The sequence below is a fragment of the Saccharopolyspora sp. ID03-671 genome, from assembly GCF_045278815.1.
GTDB lineage: Bacteria > Actinomycetota > Actinomycetes > Mycobacteriales > Pseudonocardiaceae > Saccharopolyspora > Saccharopolyspora ipomoeae.
In genome coordinates, this window is the sequence record NZ_CP134054.1 from 4,229,420 (window position 1) to 4,255,072 (window position 25,653).

24 protein-coding genes and 3 tRNA genes are annotated in these 25,653 nt (G+C 69.1%); 25 read left to right on the forward strand and 2 right to left on the reverse strand.

Features of this window, described 5'->3' with window-relative positions; translation table 11 throughout:
• The first annotated feature begins 4 nt into the window (after nt 1-4).
• The 11 genes from REH65_RS19555 to rplA all read left to right on the forward strand — a co-directional run bounded on the left by REH65_RS19555 (nt 5) and on the right by rplA (nt 7,286).
• Nucleotides 5-2,632: a bifunctional diguanylate cyclase/phosphodiesterase gene (locus REH65_RS19555; protein WP_281455422.1), complete on the forward strand. Its 2,628-nt coding sequence runs from the start codon at nt 5-7 to the stop codon at nt 2,630-2,632.
• Between the two features lie 132 nt (nt 2,633-2,764).
• A tRNA-Thr gene (locus REH65_RS19560) sits at nt 2,765-2,837 on the forward strand.
• 102 nt (nt 2,838-2,939) lie between these two features.
• Nucleotides 2,940-3,015 (forward strand) — tRNA-Met (locus tag REH65_RS19565).
• Between the two features lie 64 nt (nt 3,016-3,079).
• Complete coding sequence (gene rpmG / locus REH65_RS19570) at nt 3,080-3,244, forward strand: 50S ribosomal protein L33 (RefSeq protein WP_132621563.1); 165 nt, start codon at nt 3,080-3,082, stop codon at nt 3,242-3,244.
• A 190-nt stretch (nt 3,245-3,434) separates the two neighbouring features.
• Nucleotides 3,435-3,884 (forward strand): MaoC family dehydratase N-terminal domain-containing protein, encoded by a 450-nt coding sequence (locus tag REH65_RS19575; protein ID WP_281455421.1) that lies wholly within the window; start codon nt 3,435-3,437, stop codon nt 3,882-3,884.
• On the forward strand, nt 3,881-4,306 hold the full coding sequence (locus REH65_RS19580; RefSeq protein ID WP_406688603.1) for a MaoC/PaaZ C-terminal domain-containing protein: 426 nt from the start codon (nt 3,881-3,883) through the stop codon (nt 4,304-4,306). The genes REH65_RS19575 and REH65_RS19580 overlap by 4 nt, the downstream gene beginning before the upstream one ends.
• 178 nt (nt 4,307-4,484) lie before the next feature.
• Nucleotides 4,485-4,557, forward strand: a tRNA-Trp gene (locus tag REH65_RS19585).
• Between the two features lie 30 nt (nt 4,558-4,587).
• Nucleotides 4,588-4,962, forward strand: coding sequence for a preprotein translocase subunit SecE (gene secE, locus REH65_RS19590; RefSeq protein WP_281455419.1), 375 nt, complete (start codon nt 4,588-4,590; stop codon nt 4,960-4,962).
• Nucleotides 4,963-5,041: 79 nt separating this feature from the next.
• Nucleotides 5,042-5,896, forward strand: a complete 855-nt coding sequence (gene nusG, locus REH65_RS19595; RefSeq protein WP_406688604.1) for a transcription termination/antitermination protein NusG — start codon at nt 5,042-5,044, stop codon at nt 5,894-5,896.
• Between the two features lie 154 nt (nt 5,897-6,050).
• The gene (gene rplK / locus REH65_RS19600) at nt 6,051-6,485 is read left to right on the forward strand and encodes a 50S ribosomal protein L11 (protein WP_406688605.1); all 435 of its coding nucleotides are present in this window, start codon (nt 6,051-6,053) and stop codon (nt 6,483-6,485) included.
• A gap of 93 nt (nt 6,486-6,578) precedes the next feature.
• On the forward strand, nt 6,579-7,286 hold the full coding sequence (gene rplA / locus REH65_RS19605) for a 50S ribosomal protein L1 (RefSeq protein ID WP_281455416.1): 708 nt from the start codon (nt 6,579-6,581) through the stop codon (nt 7,284-7,286).
• 198 nt (nt 7,287-7,484) lie between these two features.
• On the opposite strand, the gene REH65_RS19610 is transcribed toward rplA, so the two are convergent.
• A complete protein-coding gene (locus tag REH65_RS19610) occupies nt 7,485-8,270 on the reverse strand; it encodes a hypothetical protein (RefSeq protein ID WP_406688606.1) in 786 nt (261 codons plus the stop codon).
• 300 nt (nt 8,271-8,570) lie between these two features.
• Here REH65_RS19610 and rplJ point away from each other — a divergent pair, with 300 nt between their 5' ends.
• The 14 genes from rplJ to REH65_RS19680 all read left to right on the forward strand — a co-directional run bounded on the left by rplJ (nt 8,571) and on the right by REH65_RS19680 (nt 21,249).
• Nucleotides 8,571-9,086, forward strand: a complete 516-nt coding sequence (gene rplJ, locus REH65_RS19615) for a 50S ribosomal protein L10 (RefSeq protein WP_281455414.1) — start codon at nt 8,571-8,573, stop codon at nt 9,084-9,086.
• A 131-nt stretch (nt 9,087-9,217) separates the two neighbouring features.
• Complete coding sequence (rplL, locus tag REH65_RS19620) at nt 9,218-9,604, forward strand: 50S ribosomal protein L7/L12 (protein WP_093414235.1); 387 nt, start codon at nt 9,218-9,220, stop codon at nt 9,602-9,604.
• A 306-nt stretch (nt 9,605-9,910) separates the two neighbouring features.
• Entirely contained in the window at nt 9,911-11,209 is a 1,299-nt protein-coding gene (locus REH65_RS19625; protein ID WP_406688607.1) for an ABC transporter ATP-binding protein, read from the forward strand.
• The gene (locus REH65_RS19630; RefSeq protein ID WP_324266226.1) at nt 11,206-11,994 is read left to right on the forward strand and encodes an ABC transporter permease; all 789 of its coding nucleotides are present in this window, start codon (nt 11,206-11,208) and stop codon (nt 11,992-11,994) included. The genes REH65_RS19625 and REH65_RS19630 overlap by 4 nt, the downstream gene beginning before the upstream one ends.
• A gap of 22 nt (nt 11,995-12,016) precedes the next feature.
• Nucleotides 12,017-12,856 (forward strand): ABC transporter permease, encoded by an 840-nt coding sequence (locus tag REH65_RS19635; protein ID WP_281455411.1) that lies wholly within the window; start codon nt 12,017-12,019, stop codon nt 12,854-12,856.
• Entirely contained in the window at nt 12,853-14,196 is a 1,344-nt protein-coding gene (locus tag REH65_RS19640; protein ID WP_406688608.1) for an MCE family protein, read from the forward strand. Before REH65_RS19635 ends, REH65_RS19640 begins: the two co-directional genes overlap by 4 nt.
• The gene (locus tag REH65_RS19645) at nt 14,193-15,260 is read left to right on the forward strand and encodes an MCE family protein (RefSeq protein ID WP_406688609.1); all 1,068 of its coding nucleotides are present in this window, start codon (nt 14,193-14,195) and stop codon (nt 15,258-15,260) included. Before REH65_RS19640 ends, REH65_RS19645 begins: the two co-directional genes overlap by 4 nt.
• Nucleotides 15,257-16,237, forward strand: a complete 981-nt coding sequence (locus REH65_RS19650; RefSeq protein WP_406688610.1) for an MCE family protein — start codon at nt 15,257-15,259, stop codon at nt 16,235-16,237. Before REH65_RS19645 ends, REH65_RS19650 begins: the two co-directional genes overlap by 4 nt.
• On the forward strand, nt 16,234-17,427 hold the full coding sequence (locus REH65_RS19655; protein WP_281455407.1) for an MCE family protein: 1,194 nt from the start codon (nt 16,234-16,236) through the stop codon (nt 17,425-17,427). Before REH65_RS19650 ends, REH65_RS19655 begins: the two co-directional genes overlap by 4 nt.
• Before the next feature lie 56 nt (nt 17,428-17,483).
• On the forward strand, nt 17,484-18,614 hold the full coding sequence (locus REH65_RS19660; protein ID WP_406688611.1) for an MCE family protein: 1,131 nt from the start codon (nt 17,484-17,486) through the stop codon (nt 18,612-18,614).
• On the forward strand, nt 18,614-19,717 hold the full coding sequence (locus REH65_RS19665; protein ID WP_281455405.1) for an MlaD family protein: 1,104 nt from the start codon (nt 18,614-18,616) through the stop codon (nt 19,715-19,717). The genes REH65_RS19660 and REH65_RS19665 overlap by 1 nt, the downstream gene beginning before the upstream one ends.
• 12 nt (nt 19,718-19,729) lie before the next feature.
• Nucleotides 19,730-20,248: a hypothetical protein gene (locus REH65_RS19670; protein WP_406688612.1), complete on the forward strand. Its 519-nt coding sequence runs from the start codon at nt 19,730-19,732 to the stop codon at nt 20,246-20,248.
• Nucleotides 20,249-20,767: 519 nt separating this feature from the next.
• Nucleotides 20,768-21,091, forward strand: coding sequence for a hypothetical protein (locus REH65_RS19675; protein WP_406688613.1), 324 nt, complete (start codon nt 20,768-20,770; stop codon nt 21,089-21,091).
• On the forward strand, nt 21,088-21,249 hold the full coding sequence (locus tag REH65_RS19680; RefSeq protein ID WP_406688614.1) for a hypothetical protein: 162 nt from the start codon (nt 21,088-21,090) through the stop codon (nt 21,247-21,249). The genes REH65_RS19675 and REH65_RS19680 overlap by 4 nt, the downstream gene beginning before the upstream one ends.
• Before the next feature lie 235 nt (nt 21,250-21,484).
• Here REH65_RS19680 and REH65_RS19685 read toward each other — a convergent pair whose 3' ends face one another.
• Complete coding sequence (locus REH65_RS19685) at nt 21,485-24,763, reverse strand: CHAT domain-containing protein (RefSeq protein ID WP_406688615.1); 3,279 nt, start codon at nt 24,761-24,763, stop codon at nt 21,485-21,487.
• Between the last annotated feature and the right edge of the window lie 890 nt (nt 24,764-25,653).

Below are 25,653 nucleotides of genomic sequence, written 5' to 3' on the forward strand. Positions count from 1 at the left end.
GTGGATGATCGAGCGTCACCGCTCCCTTGGTCCGCATTCCGGTCTGGAACCAGCCAGGCCTCCGGTCAGAGCCGAAGTGGATCCGGTCCGACGCCGGACGTTCGCGATCTTCTCGTTCGTGGTGCTGGCGGCGGGCATCCTCGTCTCGCTGCTCACCGCGGGCGGCTCGCCCGGGCGGTACAGCCCTGAGCTGCTGTTCATCGGCCCGCTGCTGGCGGTCGGGTTCCTGCTCGCCGAGCAGCTGACCATCGACGTCGACGTCAAGCGCGTCGGCTGGACGATCTCCTTCACCGAGATCCCGCTGCTGCTGGGCCTGCTCACCGCGCCGTTCGAGGTCGTCCTCGCGGCGAACCTGCTGGCCGGGCTCGGCGCCCAGGTGGGCAGGCGCGCGGCGACCCACGTCGTCTACAACGCCGGTGTGCTGTGCCTGGAGATCGCGGTGCCGTTCGCGGTCGCCAACCTGGTCAACGCGGCCCTCGTCGGCGTCGCCCCCGACTGGTTCGGCCCGGTCCTGGGCACCCTGACCTCGCCGCTGATCAGCTGCGGCTTCGCGCTGGCGGCGCTGACCGTGCTCGGCGGTGCGATGAAGGTCGCCGCCGGTGCGCGGCTGGCCGGCCGCACCCTCGCCGTCGGCCTGCTCAACACCTCCGTCGGCCTCATCGGCTACGAGGTCGCCATCGGCACCCCGTGGGGCTGGCTGCTCGTCGGCCTCGTCGCGGTCGCGGTGATCGGCCTCTACCGCGCCTACTCCGACCTGCTGCGCGAGCAGCGCGACCTGGAGGCGCTCAGCGACGTCAGCCTCAGCGTGGCCCGCTCCGGGCAGGGCGCGCCCGCCGCTCCCGACCCCGTCGGCGAGCAGGCCGTGCCGGTGGGCGAGTGGGAACCGGTCGCCGAGCGGATCCGCGAGCAGCTCAACGCCACCCGGGTCGTGCTGCGGCTCCGGCTGGACCCGCGCGGTGAGGTCACCACGCTCGTCGCCGGTGAAGCTCTGCCGGACGCCGCGGTGCAGGCCGCGCCCGACGCGCTGCGCGACGACCCGCTGCTGCAGCTGCCGGGCAGCCACGTGCGGTCCTTCCGGACCCTCGAAGCGCCCGAGGAGGTGCGCCGCGTGCTGCGGCAGCGCGGCGCCTACGAGGCGCTGGTGGTGCCGCTGCGCGGTGCCAGCCAGCTGCTCGGCGCCGTCGAGGTGCACGACCGGGTCAGCCGCTGGCGCGGGTTCGGCCGCGCCGACGTGCGCCTGCTGCACACCCTGGCCAGCCACCTGGCCACCGCGATGGACAACCGCAGGCTGCTCGCGCGACTGCGGCACGACGCCTACCACGATCCGCTGACCGGGCTGCTCAACCGCACCGGCTTCCGCGAGATCTCCGGTGAGGAGCTGCGCAGCGGCCGCGCCGCCGTGGTGCTGCGGGTCGACCTGGACCTGCTCACCACCGTCAGCGAGGCGCTGGGCTACACCTGGGGCGACCGGATGGTCGTCGCAGCCGGGCAGCGGATGCGCGAGGCCCTGGGCGACGCGCCGCTGGCCCGCCTGGAGGCGAACTCGTTCGCGGTGCTGCTGCTCGACCACACCGAGGAGCAGGCGCACGAGGTCGCCGTGAAGCTCTGCGACGTGATCGCGATGTCCTACCCGCTGGACCGGATCGTCGTCGAGGCCGCCGGGGTCGCCGGCTACGCCTCGTCCGATCCGGAGGACGGCGAGGCCGAGACGGACGTGGACACGCTGCTGCAGCACGCCGACGTGGCGGTGCGGGCCGCGCGCAACGGCGAGGACGGCGTCCGCTGCTACGCCCCGGCGATGGGGCAGGTCTTCCTGCGGCGCTTCCAGCTGGTCACCCAGTTCCGGCAGGCGCTGGACACCGGGCAGGTCGAGGTGCACTACCAGCCCAAGGTGGCGCTCCCGGAGCGCCAGGTCGTCGGCGCCGAGGCGCTGGTGCGCTGGTCGCACCCGGAGTACGGGCGGCTGGACCCGGACGAGTTCGTGCCGCTGGTGGAGGCCACCGGCCTGGTAGACGCGCTCACCGCGTTCGTCATGGAGTGCGCGCTGATCAAGATCCGGCAGTGGCTCGACCGCGGGCTGCGGATGTCGGTGGCGGTGAACCTGTCGGTGCGCAACCTCGCCGACGAGACCTTCCCGGACCGGGTCGCCGAGGCGCTGGAGCGCCACGACATCCCGCCAGAGCTGCTCACCCTGGAGCTGACCGAGTCCAGCGTGATGGCCGACAAGGAGCGGTCCCTGCCGGTCCTGCGGCGGTTGCACGCGATGGGCGTGGTGCTCGCGGTGGACGATTTCGGCACCGGCTACTCGTCGCTGGCCTACCTGCGGCAGCTGCCGGTGGACGAGGTCAAGATCGACAAGAGCTTCGTGCTGGGCATGGGAACCGATCTCAGCGACCTGGCGGTCGTCCGCACGATCGTCGAGCTCGGCCACTCGCTGGACCTGGCGGTGGTGGCCGAGGGCGTCGAGGACGACGCCGCGCGCGATCAGCTGGTCGGCATGGGGTGCGACGTGGCCCAGGGCTACCTGATCTCCCGCCCGCTGTCCGAGGAGCGTTTCGAGGCGTGGCTGCAGGCCCGCACCAAGCGCGACCGCGGCAGTCGCGAGGAGACCGTGCTCACACTCCTGCACTGATGACCCGCGTAACCCGATCCGGTGGGGCGCTGGCTGAAAAGGCGGCTGTGACCTGCGGTTTCACGAAAAGGTACCCCCCTGTTCGCAGGGGTTCGGGCGGTGTGTAAAGTTCTACCCGTTCCGCAAGGAAACGCCCCAATAGCTCAGTCGGCAGAGCGTCTCCATGGTAAGGAGAAGGTCTACGGTTCGATTCCGTATTGGGGCTCGAAAGACAGCTGCGGTGCTCGGTAAACTGGGTGCTGTGGCTGTTTTGCGTGGGATATCCTGCGTCGCTTGAGGCAACCGGTTCACACCGCGTCCTCGGCATGGCGGTGTAGCTCAGTCGGTAGAGCAAGCGGCTCATAATCGCTGTGTCGCCGGTTCAAGTCCGGCCACCGCTACCAGTCACGGGTTCGCGAGGATCTGTCCAGCGAACCGCCCAGTAACGACCGAGAGAAAGGCACCCCCGTGGCCGCCACCGACGTTCGACCCAAGATCACGCTGGCGTGCGAGGAGTGCAAGAACCGCAACTACATCACCAACAAGAACCGGCGCAACAACCCGGACCGGTTGGAGATGAAGAAGTTCTGCATGAACTGCGGCACGCACAAGCTCCACAAGGAGACCCGCTGACACCAGCGGTTCCTTCGCGAACGCCTTCGAGAGCCCGTTCCCTCCTGGGGACGGGCTCTTCTCGTTCTCAGGACGGGTCAGCGGTCCTGCTGCGTGGCGGCCGATCAGAACCCGCGGCGGTGCCGGCGCCTCAGGTGGTGGAGGAGAAAGTGGCTCCGCCGCTTCAAAGGCGACCGGGTAGCCTTCCCGCGTGCCGCTCGACCAGTCATTCATCGGACGTGAATACCCGCCCACCGAGCCCTACGAGGTGGGCCGGGAGAAGATCCGCGAGTTCGCCCGCGCGATCAAGGACGACTCCCCGCTGCACGTCGACGTGGACGCGGCCAAGGCCGCGGGATACCCCGACGTGATCGCCCCGCCGACCTTCGCGGTGATCCTCTCGATGGCCGCCCAGGACCAGATCGTCGAGGACGACCAGCTCGGGCTCGACTACAGCCGGGTCGTGCACGGCCAGCAGGACTTCGTCCACCACCGCCCGATCCGGGCCGGCGACCGGCTGGTGACGGTGGCGCACGTGGACGACATCAAGACGCGCGCGGGCAACGACTTCCTGACCGTCCGCGCCGAGATCGCCACCACCGACGGCGAGCCGGTGTGCACCGCCACGTCGATGTTGGTCGTGAGGGGGCCTGAAGCGTGAGCCTGAAGCTGTCGGAGATCTCCGTGGGCGACCAGTTGCCGGGCCTGAGCGTGCCGCTCGTGCGCTCGGACCTCGTCCGGTACGCGGGGGCCTCGGGGGACTTCAACCCGATCCACTGGAACGAGCGGTTCGCCACCGGCGTCGGCCTCCCCGACGTGATCGCCCACGGGATGCTCACGATGGCCGTCGCCGGGCGGCTGGTGAGCAACTGGACCGGCGACCCGGGCGCGATCGTGCGCTACGGCGTCCGGTTCACCCGGCCGGTCGTCGTCCCGGACGACGACGAGGGCGCGACGGTGGAGCTCAGCGGCAAGGTCGCGAAGATCAACGACGACGGCACGGTGAAGGTCGCCATCACCGCGAAGTCGGCGGATCAGGGCGTGCTCGGCGGGGCGTCCGCCACGGTGCGTGTCGCGGCGTGACACCCTGCGCTCACCAGCGGCGAAGTCGTCTTCCCGCCAACACGGGGGGTGCCGTTGGAGGAGCGTTCCGGTCGTGCCGTACACTTTCGAACCTGGGATGCCCGAGCACCTTGGAACCCCGAGTTCCAGGGATGGTCAAGGGCGTCCCGACTTTGCGGTCGGGCTCCACGGGCCGCAGAGGGGTGTAGCTCAATTGGCAGAGCAGCGGTCTCCAAAACCGCAGGTTGCAGGTTCAAGTCCTGTCACCCCTGCGTCGATGCGACGGTGAGCGGAGGATGGTCGTGAGCGAGGACCGCGAGCAGGGCCAAGACGGTGAGCGCGAAGGCGCACGTCCGTCCAGCGCTGCGGCGCGTCGCGAGCGTCGTGCCTCCGCCCGTTCCGGGTCGGACTCCGGTCCGGCGCGCACAACTGAGTCGAAGGGTCGGCCGACGCCCTCGCGGGATGGCCGGCAGGGTCGGGTTTCGCTGTTCCGGAAGATCGGACGCTTCCTGCGCGAGGTCGTCGCCGAGCTGCGTAAGGTCATCTGGCCGACGCGCAAGCTGCTGATGACCTACACGCTCGTGGTGCTGGTGTTCGTCAGCATCATGGTGGCGTTCGTCGCCGGCGTGGACGTGCTCTTCGCGAAGGGCGTGGGCTGGCTGTTCGGCACTGGCTGAACCTCCGGGCCCGCCTAAGTGGTGCCGGCGGCGAAATGACGACCCGGCACGCAACGCACGAGAGGAAGCGAGACCGACTGTGACCTCGCACGAGGAGACCTCCCAGGAAGCCACCGGCCTCACCGACGAGCAGGTGCAGCCCGAGGCTGCCGAAGCCGAGGCCGCGTCCGTCGAGGCTGAAGAGGCCGGCGCAGTCGATTCCGCGGACACCGACTCCGCCGACGAGGCCGGTGACACCACCGACGCCGACGCCACCTCCGAGGAAGCCGACTCCGAGGACGCTGCTTCCGGGGACGCCGCTGACGAGGCCGAAGAGGCCGACCCGGTCGAGGAGCTGCGCGCCGCGCTGCGCCGCGCGCCCGGCGACTGGTACGTGATCCACTCCTACGCGGGCTACGAGAACAAGGTCAAGACCAACCTCGAGACCCGTGCTCAGACGCTCGACGTCGAGGACTACATCTTCCAGGTCGAGGTGCCGACCGAAGAGGTCACCGAGATCAAGAACGGCCAGCGTAAGATGGTGCAGCGCAAGGTGCTGCCCGGCTACATCCTGGTCCGGATGGATCTCAACGATCAGTCGTGGAGCGCCGTGCGCAACACGCCGGGTGTGACCGGATTCGTCGGTGCGACCTCCAAGCCGTCGCCGTTGACCATTGACGACGTGCTGAAGTTCCTCGCCCCGCAGGTCGAGGAGAAGAAGCCGGAGGCGGGCAAGAAGGCCCCGAGCGGCCAGGCCGCCGCGGCGACCAAGACCGCGGTCGAGGTCGACTTCGAGGTCGGCGAGTCCGTCACGGTGATGGACGGCCCGTTCGCGACGCTGCCGGCCACCATCAACGAGGTCAACGCCGACGCCCAGAAGCTCAAGGTGCTGGTGTCGATCTTCGGCCGCGAGACCCCGGTCGAGCTCTCGTTCGACCAGGTCTCCAAGCTCTGACCGCTCTCCCGGTCGCGGGAGCGCGGCGGGCTGCGCGCGGACCTGGCAGGACCCGCGCAGCAGGGGCGATTCCACCGTCTCGTGGTCTCGCCAGATTCGGTGCCGCCTTCCGGCGTCGCCGAGCAACCGGATAGCGAAGACACAGGAAGCAAACATGCCGCCCAAGAAGAAGAAGCTGGCAGGGATCATCAAGCTGCAGATCCAGGCCGGCCAAGCCAACCCGGCTCCGCCGGTCGGCCCGGCGCTGGGTCAGCACGGCGTCAACATCATGGAGTTCTGCAAGGCGTACAACGCGGCCACCGAGGCTCAGCGTGGCAACGTCGTGCCGGTTGAGATCTCCGTGTACGAAGACCGGTCCTTCGACTTCAAGCTGAAGACCCCGCCGGCCGCGAAGCTGCTGCTCAAGGCCGCCGGCGTGCAGAAGGGCTCCGGCGAGCCGCACAAGACCAAGGTCGGCAAGGTCTCCATGGAGCAGGTCAAGGAGATCGCCCAGACCAAGATGGAAGACCTCAACGCCAACGACATCGACCAGGCCGCGAAGATCATCGCCGGTACTGCTCGGTCGATGGGCCTGACGGTCGAGGCCTGATCCGCTGCCGGTCCCACCGGCGCGAGAGGGCAGTGGGAGGGCTCGCGCGGCCCGACCAACCACAACTGATCCACACTGACTTCAAGGACAGACATGGCACAGCGCAGCAAGGCATACCAGCAGGCGGCCGAGCTGGTCGACCGGGAGCGCCTCTACACCCCGGCCGAGGCCGCCGAGCTGGCGAAGAAGACCGCCAAGGTCAAGTACGACGCCACCGTTGAGGTCGCTCTGCGACTCGGCGTCGACCCCCGCAAGGCAGACCAGATGGTCCGCGGCACCGTGAACCTGCCGCACGGCACTGGTAAGACTGCCCGCGTCATCGTGTTCGCCACCGGCGACAAGGCCGCTGAGGCCGAGGCCGCCGGCGCGGACGCGGTTGGTTCCGAGGACCTGATCGAGCGCATTCAGGGCGGCTGGCTCGATTTCGACGCGGCGATCGCCACCCCGGACCAGATGGCCAAGGTCGGCAAGATCGCTCGGGTGCTCGGCCCGCGCGGCCTGATGCCGAACCCGAAGACCGGCACCGTCACCCCGAACGTCACCAAGGCGATCGCGGACATCAAGGGCGGTAAGATCAACTTCCGCGTCGACAAGCAGGCCAACCTGCACTTCATCATCGGCAAGGCGTCGTTCGACACCGACAAGCTGGTGGAGAACTACGCGGCCGCGCTGGACGAGATCCTGCGCGCCAAGCCGTCGGCGTCGAAGGGCCGGTACCTGAAGAAGGTCACCTTCACGACCACGATGGGCCCGGGCATCCCGGTGGACCCGGCCGCCACGCGCGCGCCGGCTTCCGCCTGACCGGAACACCGCATCTGAGAAAAGAGGGCGAGCGCTCGCTGGAGCGCTCGCCCTCTTTTTCTCGTTTTCCCGAGCGGGCTCAAGATCGATATCTTTTTTGCCCGGTCAATTGCAGCGGAAAACTTCTCGGCCCGGAAATGGTGACGGCGGGTGCCGAGCCGGTCACTCGCGATTCACCCATTTCCGGGCCGGTGGAATTCACGGGCAGGCGGACGAGGTGCGGGCGTAGGCCGAGATGGTCCAACCGCCCTGCGGAGTCCTGGTGAGTTTGAACGTGCCGAGCTGCGGACCGCCGGTGACTTGCATCCGGCAACCGAGCACCTGCGCTTCGGAACCGGCTTCGACGATCGCGTCGTGGCCGAATCCAGGATTCGCGTAGGCGTTGGGATCGGTGATCTGCGCGTGCACCGCCCGGGCGGCCGCGGTGCAGTCGCCGGGCGCGCCGTGAGCGCTGCCGAACCCGGCCTTGCCCTGGGCGTCGAACAGCGCGCAGGCCTGTTCCGGCGGCTCGGCGCGCAGGTAGTTGTGGACGCTGCGGATGGCCTGCTGCGGGTTCTGCGCGGTCATCGGGACCGCGTCCACCGGGGCGCTGCCGCCGGTGCCACCGCCGCTCGACGAGCCGCCGCCGTCGCCGAAGTAGTGGTCGTAGGCCAGGTTCAGCAGGAGCAGGGCGATGAGCACGTAGAGGATCCGGCGGACCCACTTGTACCGGAGCGTCCCGAGAGCCTTCTTCCACCACGGCTTCTCGGGCTGCGGGGCGCCCGCTGCGCCGCCGCCCTGGGCGGCCTGCCACTCCTTGAACCGCTTGAACTCCAAGAACTCCTGGTACTCCGCGTCCTCGGCGGTCTTCGGCGCCTGGGGGCGCGGGGGCGGTTCAGGGGCCCGGTCGGACTCGGCGGCCCGGTCGGTCTCGGCGACGTCGACGACCTCGGCGTCGACGATCTCGGGCAGGTTGTCGGAGCGCGGTTCCCGCTGATCAGCCACGCACACATGATGCCGGGCAGCGGGGGGTCGGTGGAAGCGCCCGCACCGGGTCCAGTACTCTTGAGGAGGTTCCACCCAAGACCGCTGGTCTTCCTCCACGCTCGGCGACGGGCCGCGAGGAACGAAGGTCCCGTGAGATGCGGGCGACCCGCGCAGGAGGTCCGAGGCTGGTGAAGCGCGTTTCGTGCGCGCGACATCGTTCTTCACGCCCCGTGCTGCCCTGCGCCGGGGCGTTTCGTCGTCTCAGGGCCGACTCTGACCGGCTAGGTCTGCCGCAGTCGGAAACAGAGAGGAGGCGACATGGCGAAGTCCGACAAGGTCGATGCGGTCAGCGAAATCGCGGAGAAGTTCAACAACTCCACCGCTGCCGTGGTGACCGAGTACCGCGGTCTCTCGATGGCTCAGCTGTCTGAGCTGCGACGCGCGCTCGGTTCGAACGTGAGCTACCGTGTCGCGAAGAACACGCTGGTCAAGCGTGCCGCCGAGCAGTCGGGCGTCGAGGGCCTCGACGACCTGTTCGTCGGTCCGACCGCGATCGCCTTCGTCGAGGGCGAGCCGGTCGACGCTGCCAAGGCCATCAAGGAATTTGCCAAGGGCAACCAGAACCTGGTGGTCAAGGGCGGGTACATGGACGGCCGCCCGCTGTCCGTGTCCGAGGTCGAGAGCATCGCCGATCTCGACTCGCGCGAGGTCACGCTGAGCAAGCTGGCCGGCGCGATGAAGGCCAAGATGAACCAGACCGCCGCGCTGTTCCAGGCGCCGGCGTCGCAGGTGGCTCGCATGGCCGCTGCCCTTCAGGAGAAGAAGGGCGAGTAAGGCTCTCCGCAGTCCGCAGTGGACGGTGCGTGAGAGCGCGCCGCCGAAGTGGGCCGCAGGAACGTCTTTCGCGCGAAACCCCTTCCCGGACGCCGCCGGTGCCCGGGCTTTGAGCAGAAAGGAACGCCGACATGGCGAAGCTGAGCAACGACGAGCTGCTGGACGTCTTCAAGGAGATGACCCTCCTGGAGCTGTCGGAGTTCGTGAAGCAGTTCGAGGAGACCTTCGACGTCACCGCCGCCGCCCCGGCCGCGGTCGCCGTGGCCCCGGCCGCCGGTGGCGAGGCCGCCGCCGCTGAGGAGCAGGACGAGTTCGACGTCATCCTCGAGGGCGCTGGCGACAAGAAGATCCAGGTCATCAAGGTCGTTCGCGAGATCGTCTCCGGCCTGGGCCTGAAGGAGGCCAAGGAGCTGGTCGAGGAGTCCGGCAAGGCCATCCTGGAGAAGGTCGACAAGGAGAAGGCCGAGGAGGCCAAGGGCAAGCTGGAAGAGGCCGGCGCCAAGGTCGTCATCAAGTGAGCCTTCTGACTCACGGCTCTGGGGCCGAAGACCTACTTCTGGTCTGAGGACTCACAGTAAGAGAACGGGCACTCGCTGTTGCGGGTGCCCGTTCTCTTTTCCTGAGGACGGAAACAACCATCTTTTTTCGGACGTATGTCTGCGGGTCACTTGATTTGTAGTGAACTCATGAGTAACCCTGCTGCGTCGTGCTCGTTGCATAGGTGTGACGCCAACTACCTTCGTTAAGCGCGTCACATGTGCAAGGGTGCTTCTCCGGGGAATGTCGTCCCCGGAATCGGTGTAATCGAGGACGCGGAGGTTCGGATGGGCGTCGAGGTGGTTGTCGACGGGCTCTCGAAGTCCTTCGGCCCGCAGACCATCTGGCGGGACGTCTCGCTGAATCTGCCCCCGGGCGAGATCAGCGTGCTGCTCGGGCCTTCCGGCACCGGTAAGTCGGTGTTCCTGAAGTCGCTGGTGGGTCTGCTCAAGCCGGACGAGGGTCAGGTGATCATCAACGGAACGGACATCTGCACCTGTTCCGAAAGTGATCTCTACGAGGTCCGCAAGCTTTTCGGCGTGCTGTTCCAGGACGGCGCGCTGTTCGGTTCGATGAACCTCTACGACAACATCGCCTTCCCGCTCCGCGAGCACACGCGCAAGAGCGAGTCCGAGATCCGCAACGTGGTTCTCGAGAAGATGGAGATGGTCGGGCTCATCGGTGCGGAGGACAAGCTCCCCGGTGAGATCTCGGGCGGTATGAAGAAGCGCGCCGGTCTGGCCCGCGCTCTCGTGCTGGACCCGGAGATCCTGCTGTTCGACGAGCCGGACTCGGGTCTGGACCCGGTCCGGACCGCGGTGCAGAACCAGCTGATCGTCGACCTCAACGCGCAGATCGACGCGACGTTCCTGATCGTCACCCACGACATCAACACCGCGCGGACCGTGCCGGACAACATCGGCATGCTCTACCGCCGGAACCTGGTGATGTTCGGGCCGCGCGAGGTGCTGCTGACCTCCGACGAGCCCGTGGTCGTGCAGTTCCTCAACGGTCGTCCCGACGGGCCGATCGGCATGAGCGAGGAGAAGGACAGCGCGCTGGTCGAGGCGGAGCTGGCCAAGCACGGTCGGCCGAAGGTGCCGCACATGATGCCGCAGCTGGAGGTCAGCCCCGGGCTGCCGGACCGCTCCGCGGTGCACCGCCGCAAGGACCGCGTGCTGCGGCAGCTGCGCTCGCTGAACCCCTCGGCGCAAGAGGAGATCCTCAAGAGCCTGACGCCGGAGGAGCTGGCGCTCTACGGCTTCCAGTCCCCGGCGACGGGTTCGTGGCCCCAGCAGCAGCCCCAGCCGCAGCAGCCCCAGCCGCAGCAGCCCCAGCCGCAGCAGGCCCAGCCGCAGCAGCGCCAGGCCCCGCCGCCGCAGAGCTTCCCGCAGCAGCAGCCCCAGGCCCAGCAGCCCCAGCAGCCCCAGGTCCAGCAGTCCCAGCCTCCGCAGCAGCAGCGGCCTTCGCCGCACCCGCGCCAGCAGGAGGAGCCGGTGTGGCCGGGCGGTCTGCAGGCGGAGCAGGAGACGGAGTCGGCGGGTGGCCGCCGGCGTTGGTTCGGCCGCAAGCGAGGTGAGCAGTGAGCGCGTCCCGGGTGCAGTTCCCCGGTGCCGGCGGGCTGCGCCAGACGGGCCGCCTGTTCGCACTCGGCATGGACATCGTGCGGGCCATGCCCTCGCGTCCGTTCCAGATCCGCGAGTTCATCCAGCAGTGCTGGTTCATCGCCAGCGTCACGATCCTGCCGACCGCGCTGGTGTCGATCCCGTTCGGCGCGGTCATCGCGCTGCAGCTGGGGTCGTTGACCCGGCAGATCGGCGCGCAGTCGTTCACCGGTGCCGCGAGCGTGCTGGCGATCATCCAGCAGGCCAGCCCGATCGTGACGGCGCTGCTGATCGCCGGTGCCGGTGGCTCGGCGATCTGCGCGGACCTGGGTTCGCGCAAGATCCGCGACGAGATCGACGCGATGGAGGTGCTGGGCGTCTCGCCGATCCAGCGCCTCGTGGTGCCCCGGGTGCTGGCCGCGATGCTGGTGGCCGTGCTGCTGAACGGCATGGTCAGCGTCGTCGGCGTGATGGGCGGCTACACGTTCAACGTGATCATGCAGGGCGGTACGCCGGGTGCGTACATGGCCAGCTTCAACGCGCTGGCCCAGCTGCCGGACCTGTGGATCAGCGAGCTCAAGGCCCTGATCTTCGGCTTCCTGGCGGGAGTGGTGGCCGCCTTCCGCGGCCTGAACCCGCCACCGGGTCCGAAGGGCGTCGGGGACGCCGTGAACCAGTCGGTGGTGATCACCTTCCTGCTGCTGTTCGCGGTGAACTTCATCCTCACGACGCTGTACCTGCAGTTGGTCCCGCCAAAGGGAATGTGACGGCCGCCAGGGGAATGGGAACATGGTGACGATCTCGCAGCGCGCGAAGCGCGCGGCCCGACGGCCGGTGGAGCTGCTGGACGACCTGGGTGACCAGATGTCGTTCTACATCCGCTCGCTGGCGTGGATTCCGCGGGCCATCACCCGCTACTCCAGGGAAACGCTGCGCCTGCTGGCCGAGGTCAGCTTCGGCAGCGGCGCCCTGGCGGTCATCGGCGGCACGGTCGGCGTGATGATCGGCCTGACGCTGTTCACCGGCACCGTCGTGGGTCTGCAGGGCTTCGCGGCCCTGGACCAGCTGGGCACCTCGGCGTTCGCCGGCTTCATCTCCGCGTACTTCAACACCCGGGAGATCGCGCCGCTGGTGGCCGGTCTGGCCCTGTCGGCGACGGTGGGTTCCGGGTTCACCGCCCAGCTCGGCGCGATGCGGATCTCCGATGAGATCGACGCGCTGGAGGTCATGGGCGTGCCGAGCCTGCCGTACCTGGTGACCACCCGCGTGATGGCCGGGTTCATCGCGGTCGTGCCGCTGTACGTGCTGGGCCTGCTCACGTCCTACGTCGCGTCGCGGGCCGTCACCGTCTACCTCTACGGGCAGTCGGCGGGCACCTACGACCACTACTTCAACCTGTTCCTGCCTCCCGAGGACGTGCTGTGGTCCTTCGGGAAGGTCCTGATCTTCAGCGTGGTGGTGATCATGACGCACTGCTACTACGGGTACCGCGCCAGCGGCGGCCCCGCCGGGGTCGGCGTCGCGGTGGGACGTGCGGTGCGGACCGCGATCGTCACCACCGCGCTGCTGGACTTCTTCCTGAGCCTCGCCATCTGGGGCACCACCACGACCGTTCGGATCACCGGATGAGCGCGCAGGGAGCGGTCCCCAAGGTCAAGCGCAGGCTGATGGGTCTGGCGCTGCTGATGAGCATGGTCATGTTCGTCGTGCTGTGCCTGGCGTTCTACAACAAGTCCTTCACGTCCTCCTCGGACGTCATCCTCAAGGCCGCCTCGACCGGCAACCAGCTGCTGCCGGACTCCGACGTGAAGGTCCGCGGCATGGTCGTGGGCCGGGTCGTCGAGGTGAAGTCCGTCGGGAAGGGCGCCGAGCTGCACCTGGCGCTGCAGCCGGACAAGGCCGAGGCGATCCCGGCGAACGTCTCCGCGCAGCTGCTGCCGCGCACCCTGTTCGGCGAGCGCTACGTGGCGCTGGAGCTGCCCGACAAGCCCTCGTCGAAGACGCTCGCGGCCGGCGGTGTCATCGAGCAGGACCGCACGCGCGCCGGGCTGGAGCTGGAGACGGTGCTGGCCGACACGATGCCGGTGCTGCAGGCCGTCAACCCCGACGACCTGGCGGCGACGCTCAACGCGCTCGACCAGGCGCTGTCGGGTCGCGGTGACCAGGTCGGCGACACGCTGTCGCAGCTCAACACCTACCTGGACGGGCTGAACCCGGCGATCCCGGACCTGCGGGACAACCTCCAGGAGCTGGTCGGGGTCGCGCAGACCTACGAGGAGGCCGCGCCGGACGTCATCAACGCGCTGGACAACTTCTCCACCACGGCCCGGACCCTGGTGGAGCAGAAGCAGAACCTGCAGAAGCTGACCGGCCAGGTCACCACGACCTCCGGTGATCTGACGACGTTCCTCGACAACAACGGGCAGAACATCATCCGGCTCGCGGACGCGCAGCGCCCGACGCTGGACCTGCTGTCCCGGTACTCGCCGACCTACCCGTGCTTCCTGGGCGAGATGGCGGAGTTCGTGCCGCGCATCCGCCAGGCGTTCGGCGAGGGCACCGACGAGCCCGGCCTGCACGTGACGCTGGAGATCGCCCCGCACCGCGGCAAGTACCGCCCCAACCAGGACGAACCCGAGTTCGCCGACCACCGGGGGCCGCGTTGCTACAACTTCATGGAGCACCTGAACCCGATGCCGGAGTACCCGCCGGACGGCCCGTTCAAGGACGGCTCGGTCCCGCCCGCGCCGTCGCGCGCGGTGACCGGCGGCCTGAACCCGCCGGCGACCACCACCCAGCAGTCGACCCCGGCCGGCACCGCGACGCAGTGGGTGAACTCGCCCGCTGAGCGCGACATGGTGGCCACGGTGCTGGCCCCGGCCCTGGGCAGGCCCTCCTCGGAGGTGCCCGACTGGGGTGGCCTGCTCGTCGGACCGGTGCTGCGAGGCGCGGAGGTGAGCTACCGATGAACGGGATCAGCATTCGCGGACCGCTGACCAAGTTCCTGATCTTCGTGGTGATCACCTCGCTGGCCACCGGCCTGCTGATCATGACCATCGCGAACCAGGACCTGCGCTCGGCGAGCTCCTACAAGGCCCGGTTCACCGACGTCACCGCGCTCAACGTGGGCGACGAGGTGCGGATCTCGGGCGTGAAGGTCGGCGAGATCGAGGACATCGAGCTGGTCGACAACAAGGTCGCCGAGGTCGAGTTCAACGTCGCCGACCGGCGCCTGCCCTCGTCGGTGACCGCGACCATCAAGTACCGGAACCTGGTGGGGCAGCGCTACATCGCGCTCGAACAGGGCGCCACGCCCACCGGCAACGGCGGCGCCGCCGCGGCCCCTGGTCGCACCGTCCGAGGTGGGTACCTGGCGCCGGGCGAGACGATCCCGCTGGACCGGACCAAGCCCGCGCTGGACCTGACGGTGCTGCTCGGCGGTTTCAAGCCGCTGTTCCAGGCGCTCAACCCGGACGACGTCAACAAGCTGTCCTACGAGATCATCCAGGTCCTGCAGGGCGAGGGCGGCACGGTCGAGAGCCTGCTGTCCCACACGGCGTCGCTGACCACCACCATCGCCTCCCGCGACCAGGTGATCGGCGAGGTCATCAACAACCTCAACGGCGTGCTCGACACCGTCAACGCCCGCGACCAGCGGCTCTCCGAGCTGGTGGGCCAGCTGCGGCAGGTGGTGTCCGGGCTCGCCGAGGACCGCGACTCCATCGGCAGCGCGATCACCGCGATGGACGGGCTGACCAACACCACCGCCGGGCTCCTGCAGGACGCCAGGCCGGGGCTGCAGGCCGACATCGACGGTCTCGGTCAGCTGTCGCAGAACCTCAACGGCCACGAGCAGCTGGTGGACCGGGTGCTGCACAACATGCCGAACAAGCTCGAGAGCCTGTCCCGCACCGCCTCGCACGGGTCGTGGTTCAACTTCTTCCTGTGCCAGACCTCCGGCAACGTCGGCGTCGGCGACATCAACCTGCCGCTGCCGCTGGCGCCCGTGACCCAGCCGAGGTGTCAGCGATGAGTTCCTTCTCCAAGCGCGATCCGCTCAAGATCGGCGTCGCCGGCATCCTGGTGCTGGTGGTGCTGTTCCTGCTGGCCGCGAACTACGAGCGGTTGCCGTTCATCAGCGGCACCACCTACACCGCGGAGTTCTCCGAGGCCGCGGGCCTGCGGGCGGACAACGAGGTCCGCGTCGCGGGCGTGAAGGTCGGCTCGGTCTCCGACGTCGAGCTCAAGGGCGACCGGGTGCTGGTCAGCTTCCGGGTCTCCGACGCCGAGCTGGGCGACCACACCACGGCGGCGATCAAGGTCAAGACGCTGCTCGGCCAGAAGTACCTGGCGCTGGACCCGCAGGGCTCCAAGCCGATGGACGAGGACCAGCCGATCCCGCTGAACCGCACGATGTCGCCCTACGACGTCATCGACGCGTTCAGCGACCTGTCCAAGAACGTCGACCAGATCGACACCCAGCAGCTCGCCAAGAGCTTCGAGACGCTGTCGAGCACGTTCAAGGACACCCCCGGTGAGGTCAGCGGCGCCCTGAACGGGCTCTCCCAGCTGTCGCAGACGATCTCGTCGCGCGACGAGCAGATCGAGCACCTGCTCAACAACACCACGCAGGTCTCGCAGCAGCTCGCCGACCGCAACGAGGACTTCGAGAAGCTGCTCTCCGACGGCAACCTGCTGCTGCAGGAGCTGCGGGCGCGCCGCGACTCGATCTCCTCGCTGCTGACCGGCACCCAGGAGCTGTCGCAGCAGCTGACCGGTCTGGTCGACGACAACCAGGCCCAGCTCAAGCCGACGCTGGAACAGCTGGACAAGGTGACCAAGATGCTGCAGCGCAACCAGGCCAACCTGGACAAGAGCCTCAACACCTTCGCTCCGTTCACGCGGCTGTTCTCCAACGTGCTCGGCAGCGGGCACTGGTTCGACACCTACATCTGCGGTCTGCTGCCGCCCGCCGTCGGGCCGATCAACCAGGAGGGTTGCAAGCAATGACGAACGCACCCTCGAAGAGCTCCAACCTCGCCAAGATCCTCACCATCGGGATCGTGGTCGTGCTGCTCGGCGCGGTCGGCGGCTGGTGGCTGTTCTACGGAGCGGCCGAGCGCAAGGTCACCGCCTACTTCGACGCGGCCGTCGGCCTCTACCCGGGCGGCGACGTGCGGATCCTCGGCGTGCCGGTCGGCACCATCGACGAGGTCACGCCGCAGGGCAAGCAGGTCAAGGTCGTGCTCAGCGTGGACCGCGACACCGCGATCCCGGCCGACGCGAACCTGGTCGCGGTCTCGCCCAGCATCGTCTCCGACCGGTACGTGCAGTTCGCGCCGGTCTACAAGGGAGGCCCGAAACTCGGTGACAACGCGGTGATCCCGGCCGACAAGACCGCGACCCCGGTCGAGCTGGACAACATCTACCGCAGCCTCAACGACCTCACCCAGGCCCTGGGCCCCAACGGCGCCAACAAGAACGGCGCGCTGACCGACCTGCTCAACACCGGTGCCGCCAACCTCGAAGGGAACGGCAAGGCGCTGTCGGAAACCCTCCGCAACCTCGGCGAGGCGGGCACGACGATGTCCGGGAACAGCGAGGAGCTGTTCAAGACCGTCGACAACCTGCAGAAGTTCACCGGGATGCTGGCCGACAACGACGACCAGATGCGCCGGTTCAACACGCAGATGGAAGAGGTCAGCAGCAACCTCGCCGGCGAGCGCAACGACATGAGCGCCGCGCTGGCCGAGCTGTCGGTGGCCTTGGGCAAGGTCGAGTCGTTCGTGCGCGACAACCGCGGGCTGCTGCAGTCCAACGTCAGCCAGCTGCACGACGTCGCCGCGGTGCTGGTCAAGCAGAAGGAAGCGCTCAACGAGTCGCTGACCACCGCGCCGCTGGCGATGAGCAACCTGAACAACACCTACAACGGCGCCTCCGGGACGCTGGACCAGCGGGCGATGTTCAACGAGCTCAACCAGCCGCCGCTGGTGTCGGTGTGCAAGCTGCTCGACCAGTCCACGCCGCAGCAGGTCCCGATCGAGGTCAGCAGCGCCTGCGACGCGCTGAAGCCGGTGCTCGGCGGCACCGAGAAGCTGCCGACGCTGGCCCAGACGCTCAACTCGGTGCAGAACGGCACGCTGCCGCCGTTGCCGCTGCCGCTGACCAACGGACTCCAGCCCGCCGGAGGTGGCCAGTGATCTCGCGGTTCGTGCGATCCGTGTTCAACCGCTCCTCCGCGGTCAAGGTGGGTGCGGTGGCGACCGTCGGCCTGCTGGCGCTGTCGGGGTGCTCCTCGCGCGGCGTCTACGACATGCCGCTGCCCGGCGGGGCCGACGTCGGCGACCGCCCGTACGACGTGAAGGTCCACTTCGCCGACGTCCTCGACCTGGTGCCCAACGCGGGCGTGCGGGTCAACGACGTCGCCGTCGGCAAGGTCTCCAACATCAGCCTGGCGCCCGGCAGCTGGGACGCCGAGGTGACCGTCACCGTCAACGGCGACGTGAAGCTGCCCGCGAACTCCATCGCGCGGCTGCGCCAGTCCAGCCTGCTCGGTGAGAAGTACGTCGAACTCGCCGCGCCGCCGCAGGCCGCCTCCGGGCGCCTCACCGACGGCGACACCATCGGGATCGACCGCACCAACCGCAACCCCGAGGTGGAAGAGGTCCTCGGCGCGCTGTCGCTGCTGCTCAACGGCGGTGGTGTCGCGCAGCTGCAGGACATCACCAAGGAGCTCAACAAGGCCATGAGCGGACGCGAGTCCGACATCCGCGGCCTGCTCAACAACCTCGACGAGCTCGTCGCCGGGCTCGACGCGCAGCGCGACGACATCGTGCGCGCGCTGGACAGCATCAACCGGCTCTCGGCCAAGCTCAACGAGCAGCGCGGCAGCATCGACACCGCGCTCAACGACCTCGGTCCCGGGCTGCAGGTGCTCAACGAGCAGCGCGGGCAGCTGGTGACCATGCTGCAGTCGCTGGACAAGCTCTCGGGCGTGGCGACCGACGTCGTCGACAAGTCCCACGAGGACCTGGTGCACGACCTCAACCAGCTGGCCCCGACGCTGCACCAGCTGGCCGCCGCGGGCGACTCGCTGCCGAAGTCGCTGGAAACCCTGGTCACGTTCCCGTTCCCGGACAACGCGGTGCAGGGCATCGGGGGCAGCGACTACAACAACCTGTTCCTCAAGGTCGACCTGAACCTGAGCACCATCGTGGACAACCTCGGGCGCTCCCGGCAGCCGCTGATCCCGCTGCCCGACTCGGTCCCGCTGCCGCTGAACGGTCAGCAACAGGAGCAGCAGCAACCCGCACCGACCCAGCCGAAGCCGGAGCAGCAGGAATCCGGCGGCGGTGTGCTGGGCTGGCTGTTCGGAGGTGACAACTGATGCTCACCCGTCGAGCCCGATTCCAGATCATCGGCTTCGTGCTGATCGCGCTGATCGGTTGCAGCTACGCCGGATTCAAGTACGCCGGTGTCGACCGGCTCTTCGGCAACCGCGGTTACGTGGTGGCGCTGCAGCTGGCCAGCACCGGCGGTGTCTTCCAGAACGCCGAGGTCACCTACCGGGGCGTGCCGATCGGCCGGGTCGGCGAGCTGAAGCTCACCGATGACGGCGTGCAGGTCCCGCTGGACATCGAGAACAGCGCGCCGCCCATCCCGTCCGATGTGGAGGCCGTGGTCACCAACCGCTCGGCGGTCGGTGAGCAGTACGTGGACCTGCGTCCCAAGCAGGACAAGGGCCCGTACCTCAAGGAGGGCTCGGTCATCGCCGAGTCCCGGACGACCACGCCGCTGCCGGTCCAGGACCTGATGATGAACCTGGACGGGTTCGCCAAGTCGGTGCCGCAGGACTCGCTGCGCACCGTCGTCAGCGAGCTCGGCACCGCGTTCCGCGACAACGGCGGACACCTGCAGACCATCCTGGACACCTCTCGCGAGTTCACCACGCAGGCGCAGAACCACCTGCCGCAGACGGTGCAGCTGCTGGAGGACGGCAAGACGGTCCTGGGCACGCAGAATGAGCAGGGCTCGGCCATCAAGTCGTTCAGCAAGGACCTGAACCTGCTGTCGCAGTCCCTGGAGAAGTCCGACGGGGACCTGCGCGGCGTCATCCAGAAGGCGCCGCCCGCGGCCCAGCAGCTGTCCGGGCTGATCAAGGACAACCCGCGGATCGGCCCGCTGCTGGCGAACCTCACCACGACCTCGCAACTGCTCTCGGCGCACCGGGACGGCATCGAGCAGCTGTTCATCAGCTACCCGGCGCAGGTCGCGGTGTCCAACACCGTCGTCCCCGGGGATGGCACCGCTCACTTCGGACTGGTTCTCAACCTGTTCGACCCGATGCCGTGTACCAAGGGATATGAGGGGACGCCGGAACGCACCGGTACCGACATGTCGCCGGCACCGCTGAACAAGGACGCGCGCTGCGCGGAGCCTCCGGGCAGTCCGATCAACGTGCGCGGCGCGCAGAACGCACCCGGGCAGTAAGAGAGGCAACACGTGACCGAAGAAGCCGAGACCGCTCGCCGGCGGCCCACGCTGTCGCTGGTGCTGTTCGTGGTGAGCCTGGTGTGCGCCCTGGTGTTCGGGGTGTTGTGGGTGTTCGCGCTGAACAACTCCTCGGTCGCCTACGCCGAGACGCGCGACGAGGCGCTGCAGCAGGGCCAGGAAGCGATCATCAACTTCAACACCCTGGACCACAAGGACGTCGACCGCGGCCTGCAGCGGTGGGAGGACTACTCCACCGGGCCGCTGCGGGACGAGGTCAAGAAGGGCCGCAAGGACTACGCGACCCGGATCCAGCAGGCGAAGAGCACCACCACGGCGCGCGTGCTCGACGCCGGCATCGCCGAGCTCGACGAGAACGCGGGCAAGGCGCGGATGATCGCGGTCGTGCAGATCACGGTGACCGTCGAGGGCCAGCCCCCGGCCAACAAGCAGGATCGCTACCAGGCAGAACTCACGCGTGAGGGCGACGTCTGGAAGCTCAGCGGACTGGGCACCGTCCCGGTCGGCTGAACGGCGACACCCGAGAGCGATTCGAGGAGTACAGCCAGTGCCAAGCAACCGCCGTTCCGGCGCGAACCGGCAGCCTTCGGCCCGCCGGCCGAAGGTCGCCGGCCTGCGCAAGCGCCCCACCTCGCCCGCCTCGACCGACGCCGCCCCGGCGGAGGACGAGGCGGTCAACGGCACTGCGGTGACCGAGCAGCCGGAGGCCGCCGAGGCCCCGGCCGGGTCGGAGGAGTCCGGGGCCGCTGCGTCGTCGGGGGAGTCCGGCTCGTCCGAGGCGGCCGAGCCGTCGGAGACGCCCGAGCCGTCGGAGACGCTCGAGTCCGTTGAGGAGCCCGGTTCCTCCGGTGTTCCGGTTCTTCCGAGGGGGCCGGTTCTTCCGAGTCCGGGTCCACCGAGGAGTCCGGGGCGTCCGATGAGGACGAGTCCTCCGACGCGTCCGGTGCGGCCGCGACGTCCGGGGAACCTGAATCCGCTGAGGCCGAGTCGAAGTCTTCCGAGGGCGAGGCGAAGTCCGGGAAGCCGTGGGTGCTGTGGGCGGCGACGGCCCTGCTGTTCGCGCTGGCGATCTTCTTCGGCCTAGCGACCTACACGACCTACAACACCGGCCCGGCCGCCAACGAGGCGCTGACCTCGGCGGGCGAGACCAGCGAGGTCAACGGTCAGGTCAGCGACGGCGTCCAGAAGCTGTTCTCCTACGACTTCAACGACACGGCCAAGACGGAGAACGCCGCCAAGGACCTCCTGGTCGGCTCGGCCGTGCAGAAGTACAACGAGCTGTTCGCCCTGGTCAAGCAGCAGGCCCCGCAGCAGCAGCTGATCGTCACGACCACGGTCAAGAACAGCGCGTGACCCGCCTGGAGGGCGACCGCGCCGAGGTCCTGGTCTTCGTCGATCAGCACGCCATGCGCGCCAACACCGGCGAGTCCAACATCGGCCCGGCGCAGCTCTCGGTCTCCGCCGAGAAGCAGGGCGACACCTGGAAGATCGCCAACCTCACCCTCCGCTGACCGACCCCCACGAGCCCCTCCCGCCCCGAAACCTCGGTGCCGGAGGGGCTCGCGCGTCACCAGGGGACAGTTTTAGCCATAATTGTCCGGACAAAAAGGACATTGATCATGGGTGATTATGGCTAAAACTGTCCCCTGGTGAGCCGGGAACCCCCCGCACCTCCCCAGCCCCACCGACTTCCACCCCTCCGCACTTCAACCTTCCGCGCTTCCGTGGTGCGGCGGGGTGGCGGGGTCAGGGGCCGACGTGGATGTGGGCGCTCCAGGTGGCGTGGTCGTTCGGGCGGGCGTTGCGGAGCTCCCGGGCGGCGTTGTGCAGGGCGTAGGCCGCGCCGTCGGTGCCGTAGCCGTTCTGCCCGAAGACCTCCGAGTAGAAGTCCGCGTGCGCGTCGATCGAGCTCGTCGCGTCGACCTCCCACAGGGTGCCGATGACGTGCGTGAACCCGGCGAACCCGAGCGCCGAGGCCAGCGACAGCGCCGCCGCGCACGGCTGATCCGCCGCGGTGGCCACCTGCCCCAGGTAGCAGAACTCCGCCTGGTCCAAGGCGACCTGGCCGAGCTCCACCAGCCCCAGCGGCCGCTGCCCGTCCCGGTCCAGCAGCATCCCCGCGGCCGGCTGCGCCGGGAACTGCGAGCTTGGCTCGCAGACGTGCACCCACGGGTAGTTCGGCAGCATCCGCAGCACGTCGGTCGCGCTCGCGCTCTCCGTCGAGACGATCTCCGCGGTCGGCCAGAACCGGGCAAGCACCTGGTTCTGCGGCGGCAGCTCCCGCGACACCTGGACCGCCGAGCCCGCCGCCACCAGCGCCTCGCCCTCCGGCACCGGGCGGGTGCGGGCGCGCAGCAGGCAGCCCAGCGTCGGCGTGTACGAGGACACGACCCGGTCCAGCGCCGAGGCCCCGGCGTGCGCGGTCGCGGCGTGCAGCGGCAGGTACGCCGCCGCCCCGAAGCAGCTCCACCAGACGCGCGGCCAGCGGGCGCCCGCGGCGGGCGTGTTGAGGTACCCCATCCGGTCCAGCACCGGACGCACCACCCGCACCCACGTCCAGTCCAGCACCTCGGCCATCGTGGCGTGGTCGTCCTGCTGCGCGGCGGTCAGCAGCGCCAGCGACTGCTCACCGGCCTTGTCCGGGGTCGCGTGCGAGATCGGGACGGTCAGCACCCGGCCACCGAAGATCACCAGCACGTCCGACCGGTACCGGCTGAGGTTGACGATCGCCACCGACCCGTCACCGCCGACCCCGCTGAGCTCGGAGAACGGCCGCACCCGCAGGTGCCCGGGCTGAACCTCGCGCACCTCGGCGATCAGCGCGGACCAGGCGTCGGCCAGCCGCATCCGGTCGTCGGCGTCGCCGAGGTCGGGGTCCTCGGCCGGGCGGTCCAGCAACCGCCGCAGCCGCACGACCTCGTCGGCCAGGTCCGGGTGGTCGCGGTGCAGCGCGCCGAGCTCGCCGCCGCTGGGCAGGAAGTCGGCCAGGATCGCCGACCGGCCGTGCTCGATGAGCTCCACGGCCTTGTCCGGCTCACCGGCCTCGATGGCGCTGGCCGCGGCGTCCGCCACGATCGACGCCCACCGCTGCTGCGCGCTCGGCGAGGCCACGACGCGCTTGCCGCGCGTCATCAGCGGCAGCAGCTCGACGGCGGTGGTGAACGACTCCAGCGCCTCCGACCAGCGCTGTTCCTGCGCGCTGATCCGGCCCGCCAGCGCAGCGGCTCGCAACCGCTGCTCGGACGGGGCGTTGCCCTGGCCGGCGGCCTCGGTGAGCACCTTGCGCGCCCACCGGTAGTACCGCCTGCGGCCGGTGCGCTGGTGCAGCGCCTGCAGCGCGAGCCCGAGCTGGATGGACACCGCCGCCCGGCCGGGGGTGGTCTCCGGCATCGCGATCAGGGCCTGGTCGAACAGCTCGATCGCGGTCTCGACGTCCTGCGCGCGCCCGGCCCGCTGGAACCGGTGGGTGAGCACGGCGCCGAGCTGGACCCACGCGATCTGCTGGGTCTGCGGCACCGCGTCCTTGGCCGCCTCGCGCGCGAGGTCGGCGGCGCGGTCGAGGTCGTCGCGGCTCTCGCCGTGCTCGTAGCGCACCAGCAGGCTCGTGTTCAGGGCGGTGATCATCCGCGCGCGCTGCGACGGCGCCGCGGCCTCCACCGACGCCTCCCCGGCGGTGACCGCGGTGTCCAGCGCCTTGGCCTCGCCGCCGTGCAGGAAGTGCCTGCGCAGCAGGATCGCGTAGCCGCCCAGCGCCAGCGATCGGGAGGTGTCCTCGGCGGCCATCGCCCGCACGGCCGGGGTGATCGGCCGCAGCACGCGGCGCAGCTGCCCGGACTCGCCGGTGGCGTCGACGTGCTCGATGGTCGCCGCGCACAGCTGCCACACGGCCGTGCCGAGCTGCGGGTTCCCGCCTTCCAGGACCCCGAGGACGCCGATCAGCTCGTTGATCGCGGAGTTGAGGTCGGTGAGGTCGCCGTTGCGCTGGAAGCGCAGCCGCAGCGCCTCGGCGTAGCGGCACAGCCCGCCGCGCCGGGTGTCGCCGTCCGGCAGCGCCCCGGAGCCGGCCGAGAGGTGCTTGATCGCCTCGTCGAGGTCGTCGGGGTCGCTGCCGCGCTGGTAGCGGCGCATCAGCGCGGCGCCGAGGTTGATCAGCAGCTCGGAGGTGGTGGCGTCGGAGGCCGGGGAGATCCGGGCGGCCTCCCGGAACACCGCGATCGACTCCTCGTCGGACTCCGGCGAGTCGGCGAGCTGGGCGTGCAGCTTGAGCGCGTTGGCCAGCCGCAGCAGCACCATCGGCCGCCGCTGGTCGCGCTTGGGCGTCTGGGCGACGGCGTCGCGGGCGACCTGCGCGCCGTCGGCGGCGATCCGGGGCTGACCGGTCTTGGCCGCGAGGTCGGTGAGGGCGAGCGCGAGGTTGCAGAAGTAGAGTATGCGGTCGCGGTCGCCGGAGTGCGCCGAGTCGGTGGCCGAGCGGTAGTAGCCGATGGCGTCCTCGAGATCGGCGAGGTCGCGGCTCTGCACGTAGCGCAGCTGCGCGGCGCTGCCGAGGTTGTTGAGCACGCCGGCCCGCGCGGGGTCGTCCGCGCGGAGCACGCCCGCGGTGTTGCGGAAGATCTCGGTGACCCAGGGCAGGTTGGTGAAGTCGAGGCTGGTGACGATCTGGTTCATCGCCGCGATGGCGTCCGCGTAGCGCTGCTCGGCGCTGCGACGCTCACCACTCCCCGGCCCGGGCGGTCCGGGGTTGGGCGGGCCCGGGTGCTGTCCGACGGCCCGGTGCCCGCCGGTTCCCGGATTCGTCCCGTAGCCCGGGTTGGTCCCATGTCCCGGGTTGGTCCCGTAGCCCGGGTTGGTGCCGGTGTGCGGGCCGCCCGATCTCGCGTCGGGCGCTTCCCCGGTGGTCTCGCCGTCGTCCTCCGGCGCGAACCAACTGGATTGCGAGGGTTGCGGGCCGCTCTGGTCCTGGCCTCCGGTCCAACGCTGCAGCCCGCGGAACCGCTCGCTCGCGCGGCTTGCATCGTCTGTCATCGGTCGTTTCTCCTGTGGCCTGCCGGGCACCGGTCGGGGGCCGGTGGTGATCTCACGTTACCGGCGGAGGTAATTGTCGAGTAGCCCATGTGTTACTCGGTGGGATCGCCTCCGGAGGCTGCGCGTCCCCCCGTTGGATGTAATTGCTGAGCTTCGTTGGGAGAAACTACTAGCTCTGCGCGACGGGTTCAGCCCCGTAGGGGAATGTTTGAGGCAACCCGTGGTCTCGATGCGGTCAAGCGAGCATGATCATCGCTCCGCGTTGATGTCGAGGCTCGTTCGCTACGACGTTCGGGGGACGGCCGTCCAGGTCACGAGGCGCGACGTCACACACCGTAGTTGATCATGAACAGTCGTTTCCAGATCCTCTCGGGCCGCCCGAGTGGTCTCGGGTGGTCCCGCGAATTGGCGTGGACCAATCTTTTCAAGATCGCGAAAGTGGGACGCCCGAATTTCTTCGCGCGGCCCAATCCGCCGGGTGTGCGAATTGGGTCGCGTGGGGCGGGTGGGAATTGCGCCGACCCCCTCGGAGGGAGGAGCGAACCGCCCACTTTCGTGTGGACCTCCCACCCGCCGGGTGGTCTCGGGTGGTCTCGACGACCGCGCGATGTGATCCGCGCGGCCTCGCGCCACCCTCCTCCGTGGACTCGCAGGAGGGTTCAGAGCGTTGTCAAGAGCCGATCGGAGGGGGTTCGCCAACGGCGTGACGGGAGTACCGCACACGATGATCAAAAGCGCCTGACCAGGTTAAAAAGGGTTCTCAGCGGTCACGTGAGGTGATCGTGTTTTCCGCCACGAGAGTGATCGATCGGTGATCTCTTGACTGAGAGCGCGTGCGGGTTCACTCTGGTCCTCAACGCGGGGCTGGGCCGCCATCGGTGGGCCCCCTC